General features: G+C 61.6%; 14 protein-coding genes. 3 read left to right on the plus strand and 11 right to left on the minus strand.

Features of this window, described 5'->3' with window-relative positions; translation table 11 throughout:
- Positions 1-34 precede the first annotated feature (34 nt).
- The 3 genes from PspS35_RS22425 to rluC are packed head-to-tail and all read right to left on the minus strand — an operon-like array spanning position 35 to position 2,648.
- Complete coding sequence (locus PspS35_RS22425) at positions 35-1,018, minus strand: S49 family peptidase (protein ID WP_159936840.1); 984 nt, start codon at positions 1,016-1,018, stop codon at positions 35-37.
- 21 nt (positions 1,019-1,039) lie between these two features.
- Positions 1,040-1,702 (minus strand): HAD-IA family hydrolase, encoded by a 663-nt coding sequence (locus PspS35_RS22430; protein ID WP_159936841.1) that lies wholly within the window; start codon positions 1,700-1,702, stop codon positions 1,040-1,042.
- Entirely contained in the window at positions 1,689-2,648 is a 960-nt protein-coding gene (rluC, locus tag PspS35_RS22435; RefSeq protein WP_159936842.1) for a 23S rRNA pseudouridine(955/2504/2580) synthase RluC, read from the minus strand. The genes PspS35_RS22430 and rluC overlap by 14 nt, the downstream gene beginning before the upstream one ends.
- A gap of 758 nt (positions 2,649-3,406) precedes the next feature.
- Between rluC and rne the strand changes: the two genes are divergently transcribed.
- The gene (gene rne, locus PspS35_RS22440) at positions 3,407-6,559 is read left to right on the plus strand and encodes a ribonuclease E (RefSeq protein WP_174244833.1); all 3,153 of its coding nucleotides are present in this window, start codon (positions 3,407-3,409) and stop codon (positions 6,557-6,559) included.
- A gap of 74 nt (positions 6,560-6,633) precedes the next feature.
- Here rne and PspS35_RS22445 read toward each other — a convergent pair whose 3' ends face one another.
- The 3 genes from PspS35_RS22445 to PspS35_RS22455 all read right to left on the minus strand — a co-directional run bounded on the left by PspS35_RS22445 (position 6,634) and on the right by PspS35_RS22455 (position 9,672).
- Positions 6,634-7,212, minus strand: coding sequence for a nucleotidyltransferase family protein (locus PspS35_RS22445; protein WP_159936844.1), 579 nt, complete (start codon positions 7,210-7,212; stop codon positions 6,634-6,636).
- Positions 7,209-8,195, minus strand: a complete 987-nt coding sequence (locus PspS35_RS22450; protein WP_159936845.1) for an XdhC family protein — start codon at positions 8,193-8,195, stop codon at positions 7,209-7,211. Before PspS35_RS22450 ends, PspS35_RS22445 begins: the two co-directional genes overlap by 4 nt.
- A 145-nt stretch (positions 8,196-8,340) precedes the next feature.
- Positions 8,341-9,672, minus strand: a complete 1,332-nt coding sequence (locus PspS35_RS22455; protein WP_099587180.1) for a dicarboxylate/amino acid:cation symporter — start codon at positions 9,670-9,672, stop codon at positions 8,341-8,343.
- Between the two features lie 339 nt (positions 9,673-10,011).
- Between PspS35_RS22455 and PspS35_RS22460 the strand changes: the two genes are divergently transcribed.
- The gene (locus PspS35_RS22460; RefSeq protein ID WP_159936846.1) at positions 10,012-11,010 is read left to right on the plus strand and encodes an AraC family transcriptional regulator; all 999 of its coding nucleotides are present in this window, start codon (positions 10,012-10,014) and stop codon (positions 11,008-11,010) included.
- A gap of 49 nt (positions 11,011-11,059) precedes the next feature.
- Here the strand turns inward: PspS35_RS22460 and PspS35_RS22465 are convergent, their stop codons facing one another.
- The 3 genes from PspS35_RS22465 to PspS35_RS22475 are packed head-to-tail and all read right to left on the minus strand — an operon-like array spanning position 11,060 to position 13,407.
- Positions 11,060-12,406 carry an ATP-binding protein gene (locus tag PspS35_RS22465; RefSeq protein ID WP_159936847.1) on the minus strand — a complete coding sequence of 449 codons (1,347 nt, stop codon included), beginning with the start codon at positions 12,404-12,406 and terminating at the stop codon, positions 11,060-11,062.
- Positions 12,403-13,080 carry a response regulator gene (locus tag PspS35_RS22470; RefSeq protein ID WP_017138377.1) on the minus strand — a complete coding sequence of 226 codons (678 nt, stop codon included), beginning with the start codon at positions 13,078-13,080 and terminating at the stop codon, positions 12,403-12,405. The genes PspS35_RS22465 and PspS35_RS22470 overlap by 4 nt, the downstream gene beginning before the upstream one ends.
- An 18-nt stretch (positions 13,081-13,098) precedes the next feature.
- Positions 13,099-13,407, minus strand: coding sequence for a hypothetical protein (locus PspS35_RS22475; protein WP_159936848.1), 309 nt, complete (start codon positions 13,405-13,407; stop codon positions 13,099-13,101).
- Between the two features lie 125 nt (positions 13,408-13,532).
- On the opposite strand from PspS35_RS22475, the gene PspS35_RS22480 reads away from it, so the two are divergent.
- Positions 13,533-14,249 carry a 4'-phosphopantetheinyl transferase gene (locus PspS35_RS22480; protein WP_159936849.1) on the plus strand — a complete coding sequence of 239 codons (717 nt, stop codon included), beginning with the start codon at positions 13,533-13,535 and terminating at the stop codon, positions 14,247-14,249.
- 10 nt (positions 14,250-14,259) lie between these two features.
- On the opposite strand, the gene PspS35_RS22485 is transcribed toward PspS35_RS22480, so the two are convergent.
- Entirely contained in the window at positions 14,260-15,870 is a 1,611-nt protein-coding gene (locus tag PspS35_RS22485; protein ID WP_159936850.1) for an ATP-binding protein, read from the minus strand.
- The gene (locus tag PspS35_RS22490; protein ID WP_159936851.1) at positions 15,867-16,592 is read right to left on the minus strand and encodes a response regulator; all 726 of its coding nucleotides are present in this window, start codon (positions 16,590-16,592) and stop codon (positions 15,867-15,869) included. The genes PspS35_RS22485 and PspS35_RS22490 overlap by 4 nt, the downstream gene beginning before the upstream one ends.
- Positions 16,593-16,962 lie beyond the last annotated feature (370 nt).

The raw sequence follows: 16,962 nt of genomic DNA on the forward strand, positions 1-16,962 counted from the left end.
GCAATCGGGGCAAGCCCCCTCCCACATTTTGACTTCAGCGCAGCGTCGGGCCCTGGAACCCCATGTACAGCGCAAGTTTTTCAGCGACGCTGGCACCGAGTTTCTTGGAGAAGCGGTCAAACGGCGATTCTTCAATGGTGAAGTCCACCAGTTCTTTCTCGCCGATCACGTCCCGCGCCACCAGACTGGCACTGCCCAAACCGTCGATCAGACCCAGCGGCAACGCCTGCTCGCCCGACCAGACCAACCCGGAGAACAACTCCGGATGGTCTTTATCCTTCAGACGATCGCCACGCCCCTGCTTCACGCTGGCGATGAACTGCCGATGGGTAGTGTCGAGCACGCCCTGCCAGAACTGGGTTTCATCGGCCTTTTGCGGCTGGAACGGATCCAGGAACGACTTGTGCTCGCCCGAGGTGTAGGTGCGACGCTCCACACCCAGCTTCTCCATGGTACCGACAAAGCCGTAACCGGCCGCCGTCACACCGATGGACCCCACCAGACTGGCCTTGTCGGCATAGATCTGGTCCGCAGCACTGGCAATGTAATAGGCACCCGAGGCGCCCAGGTCGGAAATCACCGCGTACAGCTTGATATCCGGGTGCAGGCCGCGCAGACGACGAATTTCGTCATACACATACCCCGACTGTACCGGGCTGCCGCCTGGGCTGTTGATGCGCAGGATCACACCCTTGACCTTGGGGTCTTCAAACGCAGCACGCAGGCTGCCAACGATGTTATCGGCGCTGGCCGGCTCTTTGTCGGCAATCACGCCACGCACCTCGATCAACGCGGTGTAGTTGGCGCCACGGGTTGCGCTCTTTTCCATGTCCATCAGCGGGCTGAACAGCGCCAGCATCAGCAACAGGTAAGTGAAGGTCAGCAGCTTGAAGAAAATCCCCCAGCGCCGTGCGCGACGCTGCTCCTGGACACCGGCCAAGAGTGTTTTCTCCAGCAGCTTCCAGCTTTTATCGTCACTACTTCCAGCCTTTTCAGGCGCTTTCCACTCATCACTCATGCCATCAACCCCAACAAAGACTTATTGGACCCGGCCGAGCCAGGCCTGCAATTCAGAAAAGTGATCAATCGTGACCCGGGGCTCGTATCGCTGCAAAGCCTCGGCAGCCTGGGCGCCATAGCTGACCGCCACGCTGTCTATGCCGGCGTTGCGCGCCATCATCAGGTCGAAGGAGGCGTCGCCCACCATCAAGGCCTGGCGCGGCGACACACCGCAATGGGCCAGGATCTGCTCCAGCATCAGAGGGTGAGGCTTGCTGGCGGTTTCATCCGCCGCACGGGTGATATCGAAATAATCTTCCCAGCCATGGGCCTTGAGCACCCGATCCAGCCCGCGACGAGCCTTGCCGGTGGCGACGGCCAGGTGGTAACCCTCGGCACGAAATGCGTCCAGGGTCTGCACCACACCGTCAAACAACGGCGAGGGCGTGGCCTCCAGGGCGATGTAGTGGTCGGCGTAATGGTCGCGAAACGCAACCAGCTCAGCGTCGCTGATGGCCGGGTAAAGGGTGCGGATCGCTTCCGGCAAACCCAGCCCGATAATGCCCTTGACCGCGAAATCAGTGCACAACTCAAAACCCGAACGCGTCGAAGCGGCGTGCATCGATTCAACGATCCGGCCAATGGAGTTGGCCAGGGTGCCGTCCCAATCGAAGATCAGCAGCTTGTAGTCAAGGTGCGACACTCAAGCGCTCCACGGTCTTGGCCCACATGTCATCGACCGGTGCCTGCAATTTCAATTCGCCACCATCGGGCAACGGCACAGTGAGCATGTAGGCATGGAGGAACAGGCGCTTGCCACCCAAGTCGCGAATTTCCTTGGAAAAGCCTTCGTCGCCATATTTGGTATCGCCGGCAATGCAGTGACCCGCATGCAGGGTGTGCACCCGGATCTGGTGGGTACGGCCAGTGACCGGCTTGGCCTCCACCATGGTGGCGAAGTCGCCGAAGCGGCGTAGCACCTTGAACAGGGTCAGGGCTTCTTTGCCCTCCTCGTCCACCTCGACCATGCGTTCGCCCGAGCGCAGGTTGCTCTTCTGCAACGGCGCGCGGACGCTCTTGATGGAACTGGCCCAATTACCGCGCACCAGCGCCATGTAGCGCTTGTCCACACCATCGCCACGCAGGGCGGTGTGCAGGTGGCGCAACATGCTGCGCTTCTTGGCGATCATCAGCAGGCCGGACGTATCACGGTCCAAGCGATGGACCAGCTCAAGCTCCTTGCAGTCCGGGCGCAACTGACGAAAGGCTTCGATCACGCCGAAATTCAGGCCACTGCCGCCGTGAACCGCAATACCACAAGGCTTGTTGATCACGATCAGCTTGTTGTCTTCGAAGACAATCGAGGCCTCCAGGCGCTGCAGCAGGCCCTGCGCCAGCGGCACGGGCTCATCGCGCTCAGGCACGCGCACCGGCGGCACACGGACGATATCGCCCGCCTGCAGCTTGTACTCGGGCTTGATGCGGCCCTTGTTCACGCGCACTTCGCCTTTACGCAAGATGCGGTAAATCAAGGTCTTGGGCACGCCTTTGAGCCTGGCCAGGAGAAAATTGTCGATGCGTTGGCCGGCATATTCCGGCGAGACCTCGAGCAGCTGGACGCTGGGGGTCTGGGGGGCGGTAGTCGTCATGGCGGCGATGATAACAATTTTTTATGGAATTGAAGCACTTAATCATTGCTGCTATAGTCGCGAACGCCGCCAAAAGCGGCCTGGACAGAGGACTTGCGGCAAACTGCCGGCCCTGACCATCGCAATTCATCAGGACGCGAGGCCGTCCTACGGGGCTTTCGCCACCTTGGAAGGCTCAGGATTGTAACAAGCGCAGGTGACATGAGGCCTGAAGCGAGTGCAGAAAGCAGAGTGAATACTCGCGTTCTGCGCCGATATTTACGGCCAGTTCACAAAGTGCAGTCAGTCTTGAACCAGACCACGGCGAATGCTTCGGAAACAACGCCTGTTAAGAGCTGAGTGTGAGCGCAGTCGCCCATATTCAGTCTTGTTTAGCCATGAGCGTGAACTCCCCATTGGAGAACACGGTAAATGCCAACCCGCTGCGGATTCTGCGCGCGGCAGCACCCGAATTATCAGGGATACGTGTAGGGTGGAGATGCACAACCGTCGGACCGTGTAGCACTAGGCTTATATTTAGACGCTTCATCTCGTCCACAGTCGCCGGTTGATTCCTCCTCCTGACCTTAGCTTTTGTTGAAGCGGTGCCTTTGTCACCGCCGCTAACAAGCAGGACGCGTCCGTCGCGATACCGGCCCAATTGGCCGATTTTGCTGGACACTGGAGTGGCCAACCACTCTTGACGCACCTGACACCGACCGTGAGAAGTCGTGTGTGCCGAACGCCGTTTCCGGCAGCCCGGAAACCGACGGTACAACATGAAAAGAATGCTGATTAACGCAACTCAACCCGAAGAGTTGCGTGTTGCACTGGTAGATGGCCAGCGCCTCTACGACCTGGACATCGAATCCGGTGCACGCGAGCAGAAGAAGGCCAACATCTATAAAGGCCGTATTACTCGCATCGAACCAAGCCTTGAGGCTGCCTTTGTCGATTTCGGCTCCGAGCGCCACGGCTTCCTGCCCCTCAAAGAAATCTCCCGCGAGTACTTCAAGAAAGCCCCCGAAGGCCGCGTGAACATCAAGGACGTCCTGAGCGAAGGCCAGGAAGTCATCGTCCAGGTCGAGAAAGAAGAGCGTGGCAACAAGGGCGCAGCCCTGACCACCTTCATCTCGCTGGCCGGCCGTTACCTCGTGCTGATGCCGAACAACCCACGTGCCGGCGGTATCTCCCGTCGCATCGAAGGCGAAGAGCGCAACGAACTTCGTGAAGCGCTGAACGGTTTGATCGCACCGGCCGACATGGGCCTGATCGTGCGCACTGCCGGCCTGGGCCGTAGCAGCGAAGAAATGCAGTGGGACCTCGATTACCTGCTGCAACTGTGGACCGCTATCAAAGAAGCGTCCCTGGATCGTTCCGCGCCGTTCCTGATCTACCAGGAAAGCAACGTGATCATCCGCGCCATCCGCGATTACCTGCGCCAGGACATCGGCGAAGTGCTGATCGACAGCGTTGAAGCCCAGGACGAAGCCCTGACCTTCATTCGCCAGGTAATGCCGCAGTACGCCAGCAAGATCAAGCTGTACGAAGACAGCGTGCCGCTGTTCAACCGTTTCCAGATCGAAAGCCAGATCGAGACCGCCTTCCAGCGCGTGGTCGAACTGCCTTCCGGCGGCTCCATCGTGATCGACCCGACCGAAGCCCTGGTGTCCATCGACATCAACTCGGCGCGTGCCACCAAAGGCAGCGACATCGAAGAAACCGCCCTGCAGACCAACCTGGAAGCGGCTGAAGAAATCGCCCGCCAACTGCGCCTGCGTGATATCGGCGGCCTGATCGTGATCGACTTCATCGACATGACCCCAGCCAAGAACCAGCGCGCCGTGGAAGAAAAAGTCCGCGAATGCCTGGAAGCTGACCGTGCCCGCGTGCAAGTCGGCCGCATCTCGCGCTTCGGCCTGCTGGAAATGTCCCGTCAGCGCCTGCGTCCATCCCTGGGCGAAAGCAGCGGCATCGTCTGCCCGCGTTGCAACGGCACCGGCATCATCCGTGACGTTGAATCGCTGTCCCTGGCGATCCTGCGCCTGATCGAAGAAGAAGCCCTGAAAGACCGCACCGCCGAAGTCCGCGCACAAGTGCCGATCCCGGTTGCCGCCTTCCTGCTCAACGAAAAACGCAACTCGATCACCAAGATCGAACTGCGTACCCGTGCCCGCATCGTGATCCTGCCGAACGATCACCTCGAAACGCCGCACTTCGAAGTCCAGCGCCTGCGTGATGACAGCCCGGAAGCCCACAGCGGCCAGTCCAGCTACGAAATCGCCGCTGCCGCTGCCGAAGTGGAAGAAGTCCAGCCGGCCGCCGCAACCCGCACCCTGGTTCGCCAGGAAGCGGCCGTGAAGACCGCACCAGCCCGCGCCAACGCACCGGTGCCGGTTGAAGTTGCCGCACCGGTTGCCGCACCGGCCGCCCTGCCTGAGCCAAGCCTGTTCAAAGGCCTGGTGAAGTCACTGGTCAGCCTGTTCGCCACCAAGGAAGAGCCTGCTGCGCCGGTAGTCGTTGAAAAAACCGCTTCCGAGCGCCCAGCGCGCAACGAAGAGCGTCGCAACGGTCGCCAGCAAAGCCGTAACCGCAACGGTCGTCGTGACGAAGAGCGCAAGCCGCGCGAAGAACGTGCACCGCGTGAGGAACGCGCGCCACGTGAAGAGCGTGCACCTCGCGAAGCCCGTGAAGAAACCCCAGCCGTAGCCCGTGAAGAACGTGCCCCGCGTGAAGAGCGCGCACCACGCACCCCACGCGCCCCGCGTGAAGATCGCAAGCCTCGTGGCGAGCGTGAAGAACGCGTGCGTGAACTGCGTGAACCCCTGGACGCTGCACCCGCCGTTGCGGCTGCCGCTGTTGCGACCACCGAAGAACGCCCGGCCCGCCAGCCGCGTGAAGAACGCGCCCCTCGTGAAGAGCGCCAACCGCGCCCACCACGTGAAGAGCGTCAACCACGTGCCGAGCAAGCCGCTGCCGCCAGCGAAGAAGAAGTTCTGACCGGCGAAGAGCAACTGCAGGAAGACGGTCAGGATGGCGCCGAAGGCGATCGCCCACGCCGCCGCTCCCGTGGCCAGCGTCGTCGCAGCAACCGTCGTGAGCGTCAGCGTGATGCCAACGGCAATGTGATCGAAGGCTCGGAAGAGACCGGCGAGAACGCTGAAGGCGCAACCACCGAAGCTAACGAACCGACGGGCGCCGAACTGGCTGCCGGCCTGGCCGTTACCGCTGCCGTTGCCAGCTCGGTCATCAGCGCTCCTGCTGAAGCCCAGGCTCACGAGCAAGCTGAACGCGCTACCGCTGCTGTCGAACAAACCGCTGCAGTAGAACCGGTCGCTGACACTCAAGCGGTTGAAGCGCCAGCCGCTGAAGCCGCCATCGTAGAAGCACCGGTTGTTGAAGCCGCCGTGGTTGAAGCGCCTGTGGTCGAAGCCACTACCCCAATCGAAGCGCCAGTCGCTCCGCAAGTGGAAGTTGCACCGGCTCAAGAAGCCCAGCCAGAAGTGGAAGTGGCCGCTGTCGAGCCTGCACCGGTCGTCGAGCCTCAGCCTGTGGTTGAAGCGGTCGTCGAAGTACCCGCTGTCGAAGCCGCCCCTGAAGTACGTGAAGTTCGCGAAGAACAGACCGCCTTCCAGCGGACTGCCGAGCCAGCCGCGCCGGTTGAAGCGCCAGCACCTGCCCCTGTGGTAGAAGAAGCGTCAGCACCGGTTGTCGAAGCCGTGGTTGCCGAGCCAGCTCCAATCGCTGAGGCCGCACCAGTGGTTGAAGCGCCAGTGGTTGCCGAAGTCGCCGCTGCGGTGGCTGAAACCGCGCCGGCCAGCGCCCTAACCGAAAACGGCCGTGCGCCGAACGACCCACGTGAAGTGCGTCGCCGTCGCAAGGAAGCTGAGGCCGCCGCTGCGGCAGCTCAGGAAACAGAAGCACGAGACTAACCCCTCGTCTGGTTCCAGCAGCAACTAAAAAGCCCCGCCTGAGTGATCAGGCGGGGCTTTTTTATCTGTCAGGGTTATCGGTACTGCAACGTCGCGGGCACATCCACATCCCACAACACGCCTCGATCCTCCACCTGCACCTCCCTCAACACGGCCTGGGCAAACAATGGCTTGGCGCCGCGATCACCGGTCAGCGCCATCAGGTGCGGCCCGAACGCCCGGTCAAACGCGACGGGATGCCCATACTGCCCCGCCTGTACCGGCACACTGATAGCTCCCGCCACAAGCGCGTCAATCACCTGCTCAACGCTGGCTGACTGGACAAACGGCATATCCCCCAAGACCACCAGCCACCCCTCGGCTGATGCACTGGCCGCAACCGCCGCCGCGATGCTGTCGCCCATCCCCGCCGATTGCAGCAGCAAGACCTGACAGCCATAAGCCTCGGCCAAGCGGATCACCTCTCCACGCTCCGGCGAGGTCACTACCCAGCGATCCACCACACTCACCGGCAAATTCACCAGCACTTGCTCGATGACTGGCCGCGTCACGCCGTCCCGGCCAACACACAGGGCCAGCAACTTATCCTGGCCTGTCTCGGCGCGAAAGCGACTGCCCTGCCCCGCTGCCAGCACAATCGCTGTGACTGTCACTCGGCGACCACCGGCAACGGTTTTTTCTGCAGGGGGGCCACGCCGTTTTTGATCGCGACAATTTCCGCCATCAGCGACAGGGCAATTTCTGCCGGCGTATGGCTGCCGATATGCAGGCCGATCGGCCCGTGCAGCCGCGCAATAGCCTGCGCCGACAAGCCCAGTGCCGCCAGGGTTTCCCGGCGTTTCTGGGTATTGACCCGCGAGCCCAGCGCGCCGATGTAGAACGCACTGGAATTCAACGCGGTGAGCAAGGCCATGTCGTCCAGACGAGGGTCATGGGTCAGGCACACGATAGCGGTGCGCTCGTCGGTCTGGATATTCAGCACTGCTTCATCCGGCATACCCGGCACAAAACGGCCATGCTGCTCTTCCCAGCCGTACACGAACTCTTCGCGCGGGTCGCAGATCAGCACTTCGAAATCCAGCAGGCGCGCCATTTCCGCGACGTAGCGCGACAACTGCCCGGCGCCGATCAGCAGCAAGCGCCAACGAGGGCCGTAGATGGCGCGCAGGCGTTCGCCGTCGAAGCTCACCACATCCGTCTTGCTCGCGTCACTCAGGGTCACTGCGCCGGTGGCCAGGTTCAGCTCTCGGGCGACAATCTGATGGTCCTCACAACGCGCCAGCAGTTGCTCGACCCAGCTCCAGTCATCCACCCGCTCTTGCGTCAGGCGCAGCGTACCGCCACAGGGCAAGCCAAAACGCGCCGCCTCATCGCGGGTGACGCCGTAGGTCACCAACTGCACCGGCGGGCCGTCATCGGGCAAGCGGCCGTCCTGCAGCCTGGCGATCAAGTCATCCTCGATGCAACCGCCGGAGACCGAGCCAATCACCACGCCATCACCCCGCAGGGCCAGCATTGCCCCCGGCGGGCGCGGTGCGCTGCCCCAGGTCTGGACCACGCTGTACAACACCACCCGCTGCCCGGCGCGACGCCATTGCAGCACGCTGCGCAGGACATTCAAATCCACACTGTCCATTCAATCTCCCGCCAGCGTTGTTGATGAAATATTCATTTACTGTAAAGCAAACCGCTTCAAAAGTGGCCGGGCAGAAACGCAAACGCCCCGAACCAGTCGGGGCGTTTGCGGATAGCGGCTAGCGTGGATTCACGCCATAAGCGGCTTACTTGACGACAGGTGCAGGGCCTTCGGCCACGCCCAGGTCATCGATTTCGCGGGTTTCGGAGATACCGGTACCGCCAGACGCCAGCTCACTTTGCAGCTTGTCGGTGTCCAGTTCCTTGACCCACTTGGCCACAACGATGGTGGCAACGGCGTTACCCACCAGGTTGGTCAGTGCGCGGGCTTCGGACATGAAGCGGTCGATACCCAGGATCAGCGCCAGGCCGGCAACAGGCAGGTGGCCTACGGCCGACAGGGTTGCAGCCAGTACGATGAAGCCCGAACCGGTCACGCCTGCAGCACCCTTGGAGGACAGCAGCAGCACCAGCAGCAAGGTGATCTGGTGGGTGATGTCCATGTGGGTGTCAGTCGCCTGGGCGATGAACACGGCAGCCATGGTCAGGTAGATCGAAGTACCGTCAAGGTTGAACGAGTAGCCAGTCGGGATCACCAGGCCTACAACGGATTTCTTCGCGCCCAGACGCTCCATCTTGATCAGCATGCGTGGCAGTGCGGACTCCGAGGAGGACGTACCCAGCACGATCAGCAGCTCTTCACGGATGTAGCGGATCAGTTTGATCACGCTGAAACCGTGGGCGCGGCAGATACCACCCAGCACCACCAGCACGAACAGCAGGCAAGTGATGTAGAAGCAGATCATCAGTTGACCCAACTGGACCAGGGAACCTACGCCGTAGGCACCGATGGTGAACGCCATAGCGCCCAGGGCACCGATTGGCGCGAGCTTCATGATCATGTTGATGATGTTGAACATCACGTGGGCGAAGCGATCGATGAAGTCCAGCACCGGCTTGCCGTAGGCACCCAGGCGGTGCAGGGCGAAACCGAAGATCACCGAGAACATCAGCACTTGCAGGATGTCGCCGTTGGCGAAGGCGCCAACGATGGTGTTCGGAATGACGTTGAGGATAAAGCCAACAATGCTCTGGTCTTTACCGGCAGTCACGTAGGCCGCGACTTTGGAAGCGTCCAGGGTCGCCACGTCGATGTGCATGCCGGCGCCCGGTTGCACAACGTTCACTACGATCAGGCCGATCAGCAGGGCAACGGTGGAAACGATTTCGAAGTACAGCAGCGCGTAGCCGCCGGTTTTGCCGACCGATTTCATGCTTTGCATGCCAGCGATGCCGCTGACAACGGTGCAGAAGATGATCGGGGCGATGACCATTTTGATCAGTTTGATAAACCCGTCACCCAGCGGCTTGAGGGCCACACCGGTTTGCGGGTAGAAGTGACCGAGCAAAATACCGATAACGATTGCAACGATCACCTGGAAATACAGGGATTTGTAGATTGGCTGACGAGTCGTCATTGCAAAATTCCTCAATCGTCCCGTGTGGCAAATATCCGCCATTGCCCACGACACTTGAATTGCGAACCCTCCTGCACTGGAGGGATTTGTTGTTTGCGAAACCTGAAGGTCCAGGCCTGCGCTGTAATGCTTATCGCAAACGCCGTGCCACTTTGCCCAAAAGTGCTAAAGCCCTTTAGGCATCAGGGCTGAGGGGTTCAAGGCGCCCTCCCAAGGGCAAAAGCCGTTGGCGAGTTTCCGCCACCGCGCCCAATCCCGTCCTACAATTTGGCGGATATCCGCCTTGTCGCCCTGCCAACTGATCACTACCATCCGCCAATCCATGGACGAGGGCCCCGCATGCGTGAACGAACCATCGCCAGTCACTACGCACGGGCCGCCCTCGGCGGTGCGCGTCGGGCCGGTTACGATGACTCGGCTCTGCTGCAGCAGGCAGGCATCTCGCCCGAACTCTTGAGCGAACCTCGCGCCCGGATCGCCCCGGAACAATTTACCCGCCTGCTGCAAATGCTCTGGCTGACACTGGACGATGAGTATCTGGGGTTTGCCGACGGCCCGAGCAAACGCGGAACCTTCGCCATGATGTGCCACGCCCTTATCCACTGCCGCACCCTGGAGAAGGCTCTGGAACGCGGCTTATTATTTTATAGCCTATTCCCACAGGGCCCGCGCTGGCAGCTGACGCGCGAAGGCGAAATGGCCTGCTTGAGCCTGGATGACTCCCAACTCTGGGACCCGGATCACTTCCTCAGCGAATGCCTGCTGGTGATCTGGCACCGCCTGGGCAGTTGGCTGATCGGCCAGCGTATTCGCTTGCACCAGGCCACATTCAGTTACCCGATGCCCGCACACGCGGGGGAATATGATTTGCTGTTTCCCTGTGCCCAGGTGTTCGGTGCACCGAACAGCAGCCTGGTATTTCCCGCCCGCTACCTGAGCCTGCCGCTGTTGCAGGACGAACGCACGCTCAAACACTTCCTCGAGCGCTCCCCCGCCGACCTGCTGTCACGCCCGGATGAAGGCGACAGCTTGAGCAGCCAGTTGCGACGGTTGCTGAGCCGCGACCGCACGCCTTGGCCAGACTTGGAAGCCGTCGCCCAGCACCTGCACATCAGCCCGCAGACCCTGCGCCGGCATTTGCGCGAAGAAGGCACCAGTTTCCAGGCGCTCAAGGATGAGCTGCGGCGGGACATCGCCATCTACCATTTGGGGCGGGCGGATTTGTCGTTGCAGGAGATTGCCGAGCAGTTGGGGTTCTCCGAGCCGTCGGCGTTTCATCGGGCGTTCAAGAAGTGGACGGGACTGACGCCGGGAGCCTATCGCGCGCAGGAGAGTTAGCGGTGGTGTGTGTGAGGGCCTCATCGGGGGCAAGCCCAGCCACTGCAGATCACAGCGCCGGAAAATGAATCTTGAACGCCGCCCCACCCAAAGGCGAATCCCCCAAGGTCAGCCGTGCGCCGTAGCTTTCAATGATGTCCTTGACCACCGCCAACCCGATCCCCTGCCCCGGGTGCTGACGGTCCAGCCGCTCGCCCCGTTGCAGAATACGCGCGCGCTGATCCGGCGGTACACCCGGCCCGTCATCTTCAATACACAACTCGATGCCTTCGAGATTTTCCACCAGGCTCACGCGCACTTCGCTCAGGCACAGGCGATAAGCGTTTTCCAGCAGGTTGCCGAGCAATTCAAGCAGGGCGCCCTTCTCGATCGGTACATCGCATTCGTCCGGCAATTCAAAGGCCACCGTGACGCCCTTGTCGCGGTACACCTTGCCCAGCGTATCGCACAGGCTTTGCAGCACCGGTTCCAGACGCACCTGATGGCGCACCAGGCCGCTTTTGCGCAGGCTGGCACGCTGCAACTGGTAGCTGATCTGCTGGCTCATGCGCTCGATCTGCGATTGCAGCACCCAGGCCTGATCGCGATCTTCGGGACGCTGGGCCATGTCTTCGCTCACACCTTGCAACACCGCAAGTGGCGTTTTCAGGCTGTGGGCCAGGTCATCGAGGGAGTCGCGGTAACGCGCACGCTGCTCTCGCTCACTATGCAACAAGCGATTAAGGGAGCCGGTGAGGCGCAGCAGTTCGCGCGGGTGTTGCTCGGACAGGCTTTCGCGGGTGCCGCCTTCGATCTGGTCAAGTTCCTGGCTCAAGCGCCGCAACGCTTGCAGGCCCCAGGTCAGGCCCAGCCATAGCAAGGTCAGCAGCACCAGCAAGGCCGCGCCAAAGCCTAGGTAGAGGTTTTCGCGCAGGCCTTCGAGGGTCAGTTGGTATTCGCGCACCGGTTGCAGGGCGACGATACTGAACGCAGCGCTCTTGCCGCCAAGCAGCTTGACCTCGACGTCGTAGACGAAGAACTCCTGGCCGTCCGCCTCGCGAATCCGCGCAAATTCGTTACCGCGACCGTCATAGCGCGGCTTGTAGTTGATGTTTTCTTCCCGGGTCGCCCGCGAGCGCCACACCAGATGGCCTTCGCGGTCGTAGATATAACCGAGCAGGCGGCTATCGGTAAGGTTGAAACGCTCGTCCGGCAACTGCGCCGGCATCAGCAGGCGGTTGTTTTCGACCCGCGCAGCAGAAATCAGGGTGGTGACGTCCGACGCCAGGCGCTGCTCGATGGAATCCTGCAACGCCAGGCTGAACGCACCTTGCATGGCCGGCAACAAGCCCAGCATAAACAGTACGGCCAGGGTCGCGGCCGCCAGCATCAAGCGCACGCGTAGCGAGCGGATCAACGGCAGCGCTCATTGAACAGGTAGCCCAGACCGCGCACGGTGTCGATCGGCTTGAACCCGGCCGGGCCTTCCAGCTTGCGACGCAGGCGACCGACCAGCACTTCGATGACATTTGGATCGCGCTCGTCATCATCGGGGTAGAGCTGCTCCATCAAGCGGTCCTTGGCGACCACCTGCTGGTGATGGCGCATCAAGTATTCAAGGATGCGGTATTCGTAGGCAGTCAATGCCAACGGCTGTTCGTCGAGGGACGCTTGCTTGCGATTGAGGTCCAGCAGCAAGGGCCCGGCGACGATGGTCGACTGGGTGAACCCGCTGGAACGGCGCAGCAACGCGTTCATCCGCGCCTCCAATTCTTCGAACTGGAACGGCTTGACCACATAGTCGTCGGCGCCGGCGGCCAGGCCTTCGACCTTGTCCTGCCAGTTGCCGCGTGCGGTAAGGATCAGGATCGGAAACGTCTTGGCCTGGCTGCGCAGTTGACGAATCAGGTCCAGGCCGCCCATGCCGGGCAGGCCCAGGTCGATGATGGCCAGGTCATGGTTGAATTGACCGGTCTGGTACAGCGCCTCCTCGGCATTCGCCACGGCCTCGACCACATGGCCGCTGTCGGTCAGGCGGGTAAACAGGTGATGACGCAGCAACGCCTCATCTTCCACCACCAGCAATTTCATAAGGCTCTCCACAGCAAATCAACTGTCCGACAGTGGGACATCATAGCGGCCCTGCAGGTCTTGCGGGCGCAGTTTAATGCCATTGAACTGGCCGGTCAGGCGCGCATAACCGACGCGGTAAGCTGGCTGCGAGGTTGCAAGGCCCAGCGCCTGCCCCCAAGGGGATGCCTGACTGCCTGCATCGTCGAAGCTCACGCGGTGGATCAGGCTACTGGGCTTCTTTGTTTTTTCCCTGCCAAACTCGGCGAACGCGCCCTCCGAGGCCTGAGCCCCAGCAGTGGCACTGAGTAGGGTTAACGCCAACATCAGCTTTTTGATCGCAGTCATGATGTTACCTCGTACGCGTTTGGCTGTTGGGTCCAGCCTACGCAAACGCCCCTGAACTCCCCCTGAACAGGCAATGCAACGCGGCAGGCTATCCTCTGGCAGCGCAACTCGGCAAAATACCGCCCATGACCCATCTACCTGCCTGCTGTACCGCGCTTGACGCCCATTGGCCGCTGCCCGAACCCTTGCCGGGTACGGTGTTTCTCAGCACCCGCTTTGACCCAGCACTGTTGGCAGCGAGTGATTTCCAGCACTGCGCCGTGCCGCCCCCGGCGAGCATCCAGCGCTCGGTGGCCAAGCGTCAGGCGGAGTTTCTCGCCGGTCGCCTGTGTGCCCGCGCAGCCCTGCGACGCCTCGATCAACTTGACTGTGTCCCGCCAATCGGCGAAGACCGAGCGCCGGTATGGCCTGCGCATATCAGTGGCTCCATCACCCACAGCACCGGGCATGCCGCAGCTATTGTCGGGCACAAGGCGCAGTGGCGCGGGCTGGGGATAGACCTGGAAAACGTACTGGAACTGGAACGCGCAGAGCGCCTGGCCGGGGAAATTCTCACCGCCGATGAACAGCAGCGTATGGCCGATGTACCGCGTGAGCAGGTTGCCTTGCTGGTGACGCTGACGTTTTCGGTCAAGGAAAGCCTGTTCAAGGCGCTCTACCCGATTGTGCACAAGCGCTTCTACTTTGAGCATGCCGAGGTGGTGGAGTGGTCGCAGGCTGGGCAGGTGCGTCTGCGGCTGTTGACCGACCTGTCCAGCGAGTGGTGCCACGGCAAGGAGCTGGTTGGGCAGTTTGCGGTGGATGATGGGCAGTTGTTGAGCCTGGTGGCGGTCGGCGCCTGATCGATCGCTATCAGGGTTTGTCCTGATCCCTCGGCCAACTCAGGCTAAAGCACGCCCCACCCAGGTTGTTGCTCTTGCCGATCAACGCCCGCCCGCCATGCCAATAGATAATCCGCCGCACAATCGACAAGCCCAGGCCGTGGCCCCCAGAGGCGCGGGTGCGGCTATCGTCCAATCGCAGGAACGGCGTAAAGATACGCTCCCAGGCACTTTCCGGCACACCGGGGCCATCGTCTTCCACATCGATGCGACAGCGCACCTGGCCCACCTGGTAACTGATCAGCACCCGGCCTTGGGCATGACGCATGGCGTTGCTCACCAGGTTTTGCAGGGCGCGATGCAAGTAGCGGGGTTCAGCATCGACCCAGGCGTCGTCCCAATGCGCCGACGACAGGCAAATACCCTTGGCCACCGTCACCTGCGGGCGCAGTGGCGATAATTCGCCGATCACCTGATCGAGCAACGCATCCAGGTCGACCCGCTGGAAGTTCAACGCCGGCGCGCCCTGCTCCAGCCTTGCGTAGGTGAGCATCTCGTCCACCAGACCGTCGAGATCCTGAATATCGCTGTCCATGCCCTCCAGGTACTTGCGCCGGGCTTCGGGGGTGGCGGCGTCGCCGATCATTTCCAGACCAAAGCGCAGGCGCGCGACCGGCGTGCGCAGCTCGTGGGACACCGCCCGGACCAGCTCGCGCTGGATCGCCAGCAGTTGCTGCAGGTGTTCAGCCATGCCATTGAACGCCGCAGCCAGACGCCCCACCGAATCGGCGCCGCGGGCCGGCACACGCACTTCCAGGTTGCCTTTGGCGATACGTGTAGCCGCGGCTTCCAGGCCGCGCAGCCTGCGTTCAAGCTGGCGCACCAATAGATAGACGATCAGGCCGATCAGGGTCAGGCCGATCAAGGCGATGAGAATCAGCCATTGCGGGGGGTAAGGGTTCATTTGATACAACGGCCCGAGTTCCAACACCCAGGGCGTGCCGACGATGCCGGAGAACACGCGGATCGAATCACCGCCCTTGCCCAGTGCCATCACCGTATCGCCTTCCGACACGCGACGGCGCTGGTCGTCGTCCATATCGGCCTGGTCGAGGGTCATCAGGTGCATATCGAAGCCAAAGCCCTTGGCCTCCTTTATATCGGCCAGCCGTTGCGGTTGCTCGGCCACGGGGAAGCGCACCAGTTCGTCGGCCAGCAGGTAAATGGTCGCACGGGCCAGTTGTTCGCTGATCTGCTGCACCTCGCCCGTGAGCACCCACTGCTCCTTATCGCTGACCAGGCGTAGCACCCGGGCGGCGTGGGGCCCGGTTTGCTCCACAAGTACCTGGCCGCGTTGCAGGCGATTGCGCTGGCTGAGGTCCAATTGCGCATCGGTGAGGCTGCGCAATTGCAGGGGTATACCCAGCAAACGCTCCCACACCGCCAGTGCGCGCTGGCGTTCGATGGCGCTCATGGGCTGCAGGTTGTCACCCATCAAGGCAAAAGTGCCGTGGGCCAGCCGCTCGCGGTATTGGCCGCTGCGCACCTCGTTGAGCAGGTGCAGCGCCAGCACGCCCAGCAGCGCCACCAGGATCAGCGCCGCGCACATGCCGCCGTAGATGCGCAGGAAGATCGAGTTCACAGCGGCATATCGGCGCAGGCTTCGGGGACGAACAGGTAGCCTTTGCTGCGGATGGTCTTGATCAGGCGCGGGTGGATCGGGTCGTCTCCGATTTTGGGGCGAATCCGTGAGATACGTACATCAATGGAGCGGTCCTGGCCGTCATAGCCGATGCCGCGCAAGGCGATGAAGATTTCTTCGCGTGACAGGATGCGCCCGGCGTTCGCCACCAGCAGCCACAGCAGATCGAATTCGGCGCTGGTCAGCTCGATGCCGCCGTCGTGCAGCCAGGCCTCGCGCAGGGCGTTGTCGACGACCAATGGGCCGAATTGCAGGCGGCGCAGGTTTTCCACCGCAGCAGGCTCGGCCGGCTCGCTGCGCCGCAGCAAAGCCTGGATACGTGCGAGCAACAGGCGCGGGCGCACGGGTTTGCATACGTAGTCGTCAGCGCCCATGTCCAGGCCCAGCACCTGGTCCATGTCATCGGTACGCGCGGTGAGCATCAAGATCACCCCGTCATAGCGCTCACGCACCTTGCGGCAGATGCTCAGGCCGTCTTCGCCGGGCAGCATCAGGTCGAGGATCACCAGGTCCGGCTGCTCGGCGATGATCCGCGCTGCCGCCAGGGCGCCGTCACCTTCTACCGAGACACGCAGGCCGTTGCTTTCCAGGTATTCACGGGTCAGTTCGGCCAATCGCTCGTCGTCCTCGACAATCAGGACTTGCCAGGCTTCTTGCTCCATGCGCTACCTCGATTCTAATTATTGTCATGTACGGGAAGCACACTACTGCCTCTGTTGAAGGCCGATTGTAGCCATGCCCCAACCCTCAAACACAAGCCGGTAAATCCATTCGGTGATCGCGTTTTTTTGTGATAGGGTTCGCGCCCTCAAAAATCCAACCCGCTGTTTTTATCTTGGAATATTCGGTGACAAACGGCCGAATCCAGCAGCACTGCGGCCTACACGGGTGTTCCACGTTTCATACACATTTTACCCACAACGTTATCCACAGGTAGTGCGTTGCTAAGCCCCCCAAAACGCATTATCTTGTACCTCGGCGCAAAAAAAACCCTACATGTAGGGTTTTGAGCGAAAAGACCCAACACAAATC

This window comes from Pseudomonas sp. S35 (assembly GCF_009866765.1).
In the GTDB taxonomy this organism is placed as follows: domain Bacteria; phylum Pseudomonadota; class Gammaproteobacteria; order Pseudomonadales; family Pseudomonadaceae; genus Aquipseudomonas.

Bases quoted from the DNA above. Each gene is read 5' to 3' on its own strand.
- PspS35_RS22425 (WP_159936840.1), bottom strand. From the start codon at position 1,018: ATGAGTGATGAGTGGAAAGCGCCTGAAAAGGCTGGAAGTAGTGACGAT.
- rluC (WP_159936842.1), bottom strand. From the start codon at position 2,648: ATGACGACTACCGCCCCCCAGACCCCCAGCGTCCAGCTGCTCGAGGTC.
- rne (WP_174244833.1), top strand. From the start codon at position 3,407: ATGAAAAGAATGCTGATTAACGCAACTCAACCCGAAGAGTTGCGTGTT.
- PspS35_RS22450 (WP_159936845.1), bottom strand. From the start codon at position 8,195: ATGGACAGTGTGGATTTGAATGTCCTGCGCAGCGTGCTGCAATGGCGT.
- PspS35_RS22455 (WP_099587180.1), bottom strand. From the start codon at position 9,672: ATGACGACTCGTCAGCCAATCTACAAATCCCTGTATTTCCAGGTGATC.
- PspS35_RS22460 (WP_159936846.1), top strand. From the start codon at position 10,012: ATGCGTGAACGAACCATCGCCAGTCACTACGCACGGGCCGCCCTCGGC.
- PspS35_RS22470 (WP_017138377.1), bottom strand. From the start codon at position 13,080: ATGAAATTGCTGGTGGTGGAAGATGAGGCGTTGCTGCGTCATCACCTG.
- PspS35_RS22475 (WP_159936848.1), bottom strand. From the start codon at position 13,407: ATGACTGCGATCAAAAAGCTGATGTTGGCGTTAACCCTACTCAGTGCC.
- PspS35_RS22480 (WP_159936849.1), top strand. From the start codon at position 13,533: ATGACCCATCTACCTGCCTGCTGTACCGCGCTTGACGCCCATTGGCCG.
- PspS35_RS22490 (WP_159936851.1), bottom strand. From the start codon at position 16,592: ATGGAGCAAGAAGCCTGGCAAGTCCTGATTGTCGAGGACGACGAGCGA.